This is a genomic window from uncultured Corynebacterium sp. (genome assembly GCF_937999985.1).
Classification (GTDB): domain Bacteria; phylum Actinomycetota; class Actinomycetes; order Mycobacteriales; family Mycobacteriaceae; genus Corynebacterium.
Genome location: NZ_CALLDG010000090.1, coordinates 1 through 7,098, shown reverse-complemented (window position 1 = coordinate 7,098; position 7,098 = coordinate 1). Strand labels below are relative to the sequence as shown.

The following is a 7,098-nucleotide window of genomic DNA, read 5'->3' as shown; positions in this document are numbered from 1 at the left end:
GTCTAAGCTGGAAGAGTCTGTCGACGCTCTGAAGTAGTTAAACGCTGGCATTCAGACAGTGACGTAACCCCCGCTCGTTCTTCGATCGGGGGTTGCGGTCTGAATACGGCAACTACAGTGACGCGAAACACTTTTCAATTTTATTTTGGTATTGAATAACGACCTTTTAAGGATCCCTCATGGCAAACGCCAATAAGGTTGAGGTCGCCAAGTCCGCAAAGGCAGAGGGCGACGCCCCTCAGCCGAAGCAGGATCACCAGTTGGCGCAGAATAGCCAACGCTCCGGCGGTGGCAGCGTTAAGCGCCCTGGCGATGTTGTTTTCGAAACGCTGGCAAAGACCTCCTCAATCCTGATCACCGTGATCATCGGTCTGATCGGCCTGTTCCTGATCATGCAGGCAGTCCCCGCACTGAGCCGCCTGCGCGACGGAATTTTCAGCTTCTTCACCTACGGTGAGCGCTGGAACACCGACTACACCAACAATGACGGCGGATGGATGCAGTTCGGTATCCCGAACCTGTTCTTCACCACCGTCCTGGTTTCGATCGTCGCCCTCCTGCTGGCCATGCCGGTTGCACTGGGCATTGCGATCTTCCTGTCCAACTACTGCCCGAAGCAGTTCATCAAGCCCCTGGGCTTCATGATCGACCTGCTGGCCGCCGTGCCCTCCATCGTGTTCGGTATCTGGGGCGCTTACGTCCTCGGCCCGGCACTCGGTGACTTCTTCGAGTGGCTGTCTGGCTGGGCCGGTGGCTTCTTCCTGTTCAACCACCAGCAGGGTAGCTCCCCGCCGTTCTCCACCTCTCGAAACATCTTCACCGGTGGTATCGTCCTGGCAATCATGATTCTGCCGGTTATCGCCGCTACCACCCGTGAGGTCTTCGTGCAGACCCCGAAGGGGCACGTCGAGGCCGCGCTGGCACTGGGTGCAACCCGCTGGGAAGTCGTCCGCATGACCGTGCTGCCCTTCGGTCTGTCCGGCTACATCTCCGGTGCAATGCTGGGTCTGGGGCGCGCGCTGGGCGAGACCATGGCGCTGTACATGGTCATCGCTAGTGCTCCGGATTTCCGTGGCTCCCTAATGGACGGTGGTACGACCTTCGCAACCGCCATCGCCGCGGCCGCGCCGGAGTTCAACGACGAGCTGAAGGCGGGTGCCTACATTTCCGCCGGCCTCGTCCTGTTCCTGTTGACCTTCCTGGTTAACGCTGCCGCCCGCGCCGTTGTGGCGAAGAAGTAGGAGAAGAGAACAATGACAGATGCAGCAACTGTAGATAAGAAGAAGTCCTCTTCGTCCTCCGAGCTGTTTACCCAGATTTCCGGTAAGCGCAAGGCGGTCGACAAGTTCGCCACCGTCATCATCTACTTCGCCATGGCGCTGGCTCTGGTCCCACTGCTCTGGGTCTTGATTAAGGTCCTCAGTGAAGGCCTGCCTGCGATTCTTAACCCCGACTGGTGGATGTACGACATGGTCGGCCAGCCGCGTAACAAGGCCGGTGGTGGTGCAGTCCACGCCATCATCGGTACCTTGATGCAGGTTCTGGTTACCTCCGCCCTCTCTATCCCGATCGGCGTGTTCACCGCTATCTACCTGGTGGAGTACTCCCGCGGCGGACTCCTCGGTCGCATCACGACCTTCATGGTCGACATTCTGACCGGTGTTCCCTCCATCGTCGCCGCCCTGTTCGTCTACGCAATGTGGATCACCATGTTCGGCTTCGAACGTTCCGGCTTCGCAGTGTCGCTTGCGCTGGTTCTGCTGATGGTTCCGATCATCGTGCGTAACGCGGAAGAGATGCTGCGCGTGGTTCCGATGGATCTGCGTGAGGCCTCCTATGCACTGGGTGTGCCGAAGTGGAAGACCATCGTGAAGATCGTCCTCCCCACCGCGCTGTCCGGCATCGTCACCGGCATCATGCTGGCCGTCGCCCGCGTAATGGGCGAGTCCGCGCCGGTGCTGATCCTGGTTGGCTCCACCACCAAGATCAACTGGAACCCGTTCGAAGGTGGTCAGCAGTCCCTGCCGCTGTACATGGTTGACCTGTATGGCGCAGGCAGTAACGAGTTCGTGCTGGAGCGCCTGTGGGGCTCCGCACTGACCCTGGTGCTGCTCGTGGCGATCCTGATGATTGGCGCCCGCCTGATCTCGAAGCGCTACTCGGTGAAGGTCTAAGGCTGAACCTATCGCCTTAGGCCCACTGGGACCGAAAACCCAAACAAAGCCTTTCCTAGGAGAACAACACAATGGCTAAGCGCCTAGACCTCAACGACGTCAACATCTACTACGGCGACTTCCACGCCGTACAGGACGTCAACCTGCACATCCCGCCGAAGGCAGTGACCGCCTTCATCGGCCCGTCCGGCTGCGGTAAGTCCACCGTGCTGCGCACCCTGAACCGTATGCACGAGGTTATCCCCGGCGCCTACGTCGATGGCGAGATCCTGCTTGACGGTGAAAACATTTACGGCCCGAAGATCGACCCGGTGGCTGTCCGCAACACCATCGGTATGGTCTTCCAGAAGGCAAACCCGTTCCCGACGATGTCCATCGAAGAGAACGTAGTGGCTGGCCTAAAGCTGTCCGGCGAGAAGAACAAGAAGAAGCTCCGCGAGGTTGCAGAGCGCGCGCTGCGTGGCTCCAACCTGTGGGACGAAGTTAAGGACCGTCTGGACAAGCCGGGTGGCGGCCTGTCCGGTGGTCAGCAGCAGCGCCTGTGCATCGCCCGCGCCATCGCGGTTGAGCCGGAAGTTCTGCTGATGGACGAGCCCTGCTCCGCACTGGACCCGATCTCCACCCTGGCGGTGGAGGACCTGATCCACGAGCTGAAGGAAGAGTTCACCATCGTTATCGTGACGCACAACATGCAGCAGGCAGCCCGTGTGTCCGATCAGACCGCCTTCTACTCCCTGGAGGCAACCGGCAAGCCCGGCAAGCTGGTCGAGGTTGGCCCGACTAAGCAGATCTTCGAAAACCCGTCGAAGAAGGAGACCGAGGACTACATCTCCGGTCGCTTCGGATAAAGCTCCTATCTGCGTACCACGCGGGTACAGGATCTTAGAAAAAGTGTCTTCGGCAGGCTCCCGCTGAGCTTGCCACCCACTAGCGGGGTTCCGGTTAGCGCTGGAACCCCGCTTTTGGCGTCAATAATAAAAATAATGGGCATACTGGAAGGCAGTAACGGGCACCGCAAAGAAGAAAGGAGCCACATGTCTAGCCAAGAGACTCCGGCAACCCTCCACGTCGTCGTGATGGGGGTGAGCGGCAGCGGCAAGACCACACTGGCGCGCGCCCTGGCCGAGAAGACCGGCTGGCAGCTGCAGGAAGCCGACGACCTGCACCCCGAAGGGGCGCTGGAGATCCTGCAGGACGGCAAGCTTCCGCCAGAGGCCGGGCGCCGTAAGTGGCTAGGGATCGTGCGCGACTGGATTGCGGACGAGGCCGCCCAGGGCAACAACACCGTCACCGCCTGCACCGCGTTGCGCATCGACCACCGTGAGATCCTGAACGACGTGGGCGAGAACGCGACCGTGTTCTACGTGCACCTGTACGGAACCGAGGATGTGCTCGCGGAGCGCATGAAGAACCGCGTGGGAGAGGCGGACATGCCGCGCGAGCTGTTGACCGCGCAGCTGGAGGATCTGCAGCGTCTCACGCCGGGGGAGAAGGGCATCCAGCTGGACGTTAGCCGCACCCCGGAGCAGCTGCTCGACGATGCGCTGAACGCCGCCATGTTCGCCAAGAAGGCGTACGCGCGCTAGATAACCACGGCCTGCGCCTGGCTGTGCCCGGCTGCGCCTGGTTGCGCCCTGCAGGCGGCTAGTAATCCAGGTTCGTGTCGTAGCGGTAGCGCATCTCGTCGAACTGCTTGCGGAAGCGCTGCTGCAGCTCTTCGTCCTCTTGCTTTCGGTGGTACTCGTCCGGCGTGAGGCCGGTAATGATGAAGACGATTCGGTTGGCGATCTCCACGGCGTGGTCAGAGTAGCGCTCGAGGTAGCGTGACAGCAGCGTGACATCCACGGCCTCGCGCACTGTGTGCGGCCATTCGCGCTGGGTGGTGAGCTGGAAGATGTGGCGGTGGATGTCATCGACTGCGTCATCGTCTTCGACGAGCTCGAGGGCAGTGTTTACGTCAAGCTCGCGCAGCAAGGTCTGGATCTTCGCCGCCGAGTTGTCGCACTGCCGAGCCATCTCTTCGATATAGGGGCGGACGGTCGCGGGTACAGCATTTTCTGGGTGACGCCGCCGCGCCACCTTCGCCACATGCACCGCAAGTGCGCCCATGCGGGTGAAATCCTCGACAATATGCTGGCCTGCAACGACGATGCGCAAATCCCGCGCCACGGGCGCTTCCAAGGCCAGTAGCTGGAAGGCATCCTTAACTGCGGTCCCGCGCAGATCCTCGAGTGTATCCAAGCTGCTAAGGACCTTTTCGGCAAGATCCAAGTCGGTTTCCAGCAGAGAACGGGTAGCGGAATTGAGTGCAGTGCGCACGAAATCCGCCATGAGCGAAATGTCGTACTTGAATTCCCGGAGTTGGTTTCGGAACACCCTACGCATGTGAAAAAACTATAGTCTCTGGGGCTCGGTGGCGCTGAATATTAGCCCCGGCTTATAGCGCCGAAAAACCTATAGCCCCAAAAACTATTAACCACCGCTGTTTTCGATGTCGGCGCCGTCCGGGACAGTTTCGTCTTCCGGGTCATCCAGCCAGCCCTCCGGCAGAGCTACCTTCGCCGGGGATCCCTGACGGCCGCGGGCGCCGTCGGCATCCTCGGCCAGGGCGGGGGAGTCCCACACGTCGGCGAGCGCAGACTTCAGCTCGTCCAGGCTGCTCACCCGGGACAGGCTGCGGCGCAGTTCCCCGCCGGCGGGGAAGCCGCGCAGGTACCACGTCATGTGCTTGCGTAGGTCACGGCAGGCCTTCTGCTCGCCGTCGTGGGCGGCCAACAGTTCCGCGTGGCGCAGGATGATGCGCGCTACCTCGCCCAGGGTGGGTTCGCTGGGGATCGGCAGGCCCCGCAGCTCGGCGGAGAGCTCTGCGAAGAGCCACGGGCGGCCCAGGCAGCCGCGCCCCACGACCACGCCGTCGCAGCCAGTCTGCTCCATCATGGCGCGGGCATCCGTGGCCTTAAAGATGTCACCGTTGCCCAGCACGGGGATACCGGTGTGGGCCAGGTGCTGCTTGAGGCGCGCGATCTCGTTCCAATCCGCGTGGCCGGAGTAGCGCTGTGCTGCGGTACGGCCATGCAGAGCCACGGCGGCCGCACCCTCCTCCACCGCGATGCGGCCGGCATCCAGGTGCGTGTGATGCTGATCGTCGATTCCCACGCGCATCTTCACGGTCACCGGAATGTCCGTGCCTTCCGTGGCCTTAACCGCGGCAGCTACGATCTTGCCGAAGAGCCTGCGCTTGTAAGGCAGGGCGGAGCCGCCTCCTCGGCGGGTGACCTTGGGCACGGGGCAGCCGAAATTCATGTCGATGTGATCGGCGAGGTTCTCGTCGACGATCATCTTCGCTGCCTTGTAGGTGTACTCCGGGTCGGTGGTGTACAGCTGCAGGCTCCGGGGATCCTCATCTGGCGCGAAGGTCGTCATGTGTAAGGTTTTCGGATTGCGTTCGACCAGCGCGCGAGCCGTCACCATTTCGCAGACGTACAGTCCGGCGACGGAGCCCATGCGTTCGCGCTCCTGCTCGCGGCACAGACTGCGGAAGGCCACGTTGGTCACGCCTGCCATCGGAGCGAGCACGACGGGGGAGTCGAGCTGCATCTTGCCGATTTTCAGGCTCTGGAACCGCTGGTTGGACTGGGGCGCTTCGCCAGGCGAATCAGCTGGGGTAGTTGAGTCCTGCGGCGTGGTGGAGGTGGGGGTTGCGGTCGATGTAGTCACGGGCACCATTGTCACACTGGGGTAGGGAGAATACCAAAGGGCGTCCAAAAAAGAAGCCAAACTAGCAACAAAGGTTGTTCAACAATAGGCTGGAGAGTGAGGGCGAGCTACGTCACATTTATGTAGGCTGAGGAAATGAAGCGGAGAAGCCGCTACACAGTAATGGAGGAGGAACCGATGTCTGAGCGCATCGCCAACGAGTTCTATAGGTCCAAGGTCATGTCCGCCGACGAGGCGGCGCAGTTCATTAACCACGGCGACAAGATCGGTATGTCCGGCTTTACGGGAGCGGGCTACCCCAAGGCGCTGCCGACGGCCATCGCCGAGAAGGCTAAGGAGCTGCACGAGCGCGGGGAAGACTTCCAGATCGACCTCTTCACCGGCGCCTCCACCGCACCTGACTGCGACGGCGTGCTGGCCGAGGCTGATGCTGTGCGCTACCGCACCCCCTACGCCTCCGATCCGGTGATGCGTAAGAAGATCAACGCGGGCGAAATCAAGTACCAGGACATCCACCTCTCCCACCTCGGCCAGCAGGTCGAGGAAGGCTTCTTCGGGCAGCTGGACGTAGCTGTCGTGGAAGCCGTACGCATCGACGAGGCGGGCAACATCATCCCGTCCTCGGCAGTCGGCAACAACGTGGAGTACCTCAACTCCGCCCGCAAGATCATTATCGAGATCAACGAGTGGCAGTCCCTCGACCTGGAGGGCATGCACGACATCTACAAGATCCAGGATCTGCCGAACCGCACCCCGATCCCGATCAACCGCCCCGGCGACCGCATCGGCACGCCGTACATCCCGGTAGACCAGAACAAGGTCGTGGCCGTGGTGAAGACCAACGCCGAGGATCGCAATGCACCGTTCAAGCCGACCGACGAAATCTCCGAGAAGATCGCCGGGCACTTCCTGGACCTCCTCGAGGGCGAGGTCGAGGCTGGTCGCCTGACCTACGACGGCTACATCATGCAGTCCGGCGTGGGCAACGTGCCGAATGCCGTGATGGCGGGCCTGCTGGACTCCAAGTTCGAGAACATCCAGGCCTACACCGAGGTGATCCAGGACGGCATGCTGGACCTCATCGACAACGGCAAGATGACCGTCGCCTCCGCAACCTCCTTCGCGCTGTCCCCGGAGTACGCCAAAAAGATGAACGATGAGGCGAAGCGCTACCGCGAGCACATCGTCTTGCGCCCGCAGCAGATTT

7 protein-coding genes are annotated in these 7,098 nt (G+C 61.5%); 5 read left to right on the top strand and 2 right to left on the bottom strand.

The genetic code is table 11. The annotated features are described in order from the left end of the window. Positions 1-179: 179 nt before the first annotated feature. The 4 genes from pstC (at position 180) to Q0331_RS04240 (ending at position 3,760) form a co-directional block, all read left to right on the top strand. Complete coding sequence (gene pstC / locus Q0331_RS04255; RefSeq protein WP_298075167.1) at positions 180-1,241, top strand: phosphate ABC transporter permease subunit PstC; 1,062 nt, start codon at positions 180-182, stop codon at positions 1,239-1,241. Positions 1,242-1,253: 12 nt separating this feature from the next. After that, complete coding sequence (pstA, locus tag Q0331_RS04250; protein WP_298075165.1) at positions 1,254-2,174, top strand: phosphate ABC transporter permease PstA; 921 nt, start codon at positions 1,254-1,256, stop codon at positions 2,172-2,174. 71 nt (positions 2,175-2,245) lie between these two features. Next, complete coding sequence (gene pstB / locus Q0331_RS04245; protein WP_298075163.1) at positions 2,246-3,022, top strand: phosphate ABC transporter ATP-binding protein PstB; 777 nt, start codon at positions 2,246-2,248, stop codon at positions 3,020-3,022. A 186-nt stretch (positions 3,023-3,208) separates the two neighbouring features. After that, positions 3,209-3,760 (top strand): gluconokinase, encoded by a 552-nt coding sequence (locus tag Q0331_RS04240; RefSeq protein ID WP_034986161.1) that lies wholly within the window; start codon positions 3,209-3,211, stop codon positions 3,758-3,760. Positions 3,761-3,818: 58 nt separating this feature from the next. Here Q0331_RS04240 and phoU read toward each other — a convergent pair whose 3' ends face one another. Both phoU and dusB read right to left on the bottom strand, forming a co-directional pair. Then, entirely contained in the window at positions 3,819-4,559 is a 741-nt protein-coding gene (gene phoU, locus Q0331_RS04235; protein WP_298075159.1) for a phosphate signaling complex protein PhoU, read from the bottom strand. A gap of 87 nt (positions 4,560-4,646) precedes the next feature. After that, positions 4,647-5,771, bottom strand: coding sequence for a tRNA dihydrouridine synthase DusB (gene dusB / locus Q0331_RS04230; protein WP_298075171.1), 1,125 nt, complete (start codon positions 5,769-5,771; stop codon positions 4,647-4,649). Between the two features lie 297 nt (positions 5,772-6,068). Between dusB and Q0331_RS04225 the strand changes: the two genes are divergently transcribed. Continuing rightward, positions 6,069-7,098: acetyl-CoA hydrolase/transferase family protein (locus tag Q0331_RS04225; protein WP_298075169.1), on the top strand; the 1,030-nt coding region annotated here is incomplete at its 3' end.

Coding starts and splice junctions, on each gene's coding strand:
- Q0331_RS04240 (WP_034986161.1), top strand. CDS start 3,209: ATGTCTAGCCAAGAGACTCCGGCAACCCTCCACGTCGTCGTGATGGGG.
- pstA (WP_298075165.1), top strand. CDS start 1,254: ATGACAGATGCAGCAACTGTAGATAAGAAGAAGTCCTCTTCGTCCTCC.
- pstC (WP_298075167.1), top strand. CDS start 180: ATGGCAAACGCCAATAAGGTTGAGGTCGCCAAGTCCGCAAAGGCAGAG.
- pstB (WP_298075163.1), top strand. CDS start 2,246: ATGGCTAAGCGCCTAGACCTCAACGACGTCAACATCTACTACGGCGAC.
- dusB (WP_298075171.1), bottom strand. CDS start 5,771: ATGCAGCTCGACTCCCCCGTCGTGCTCGCTCCGATGGCAGGCGTGACC.
- phoU (WP_298075159.1), bottom strand. CDS start 4,559: ATGCGTAGGGTGTTCCGAAACCAACTCCGGGAATTCAAGTACGACATT.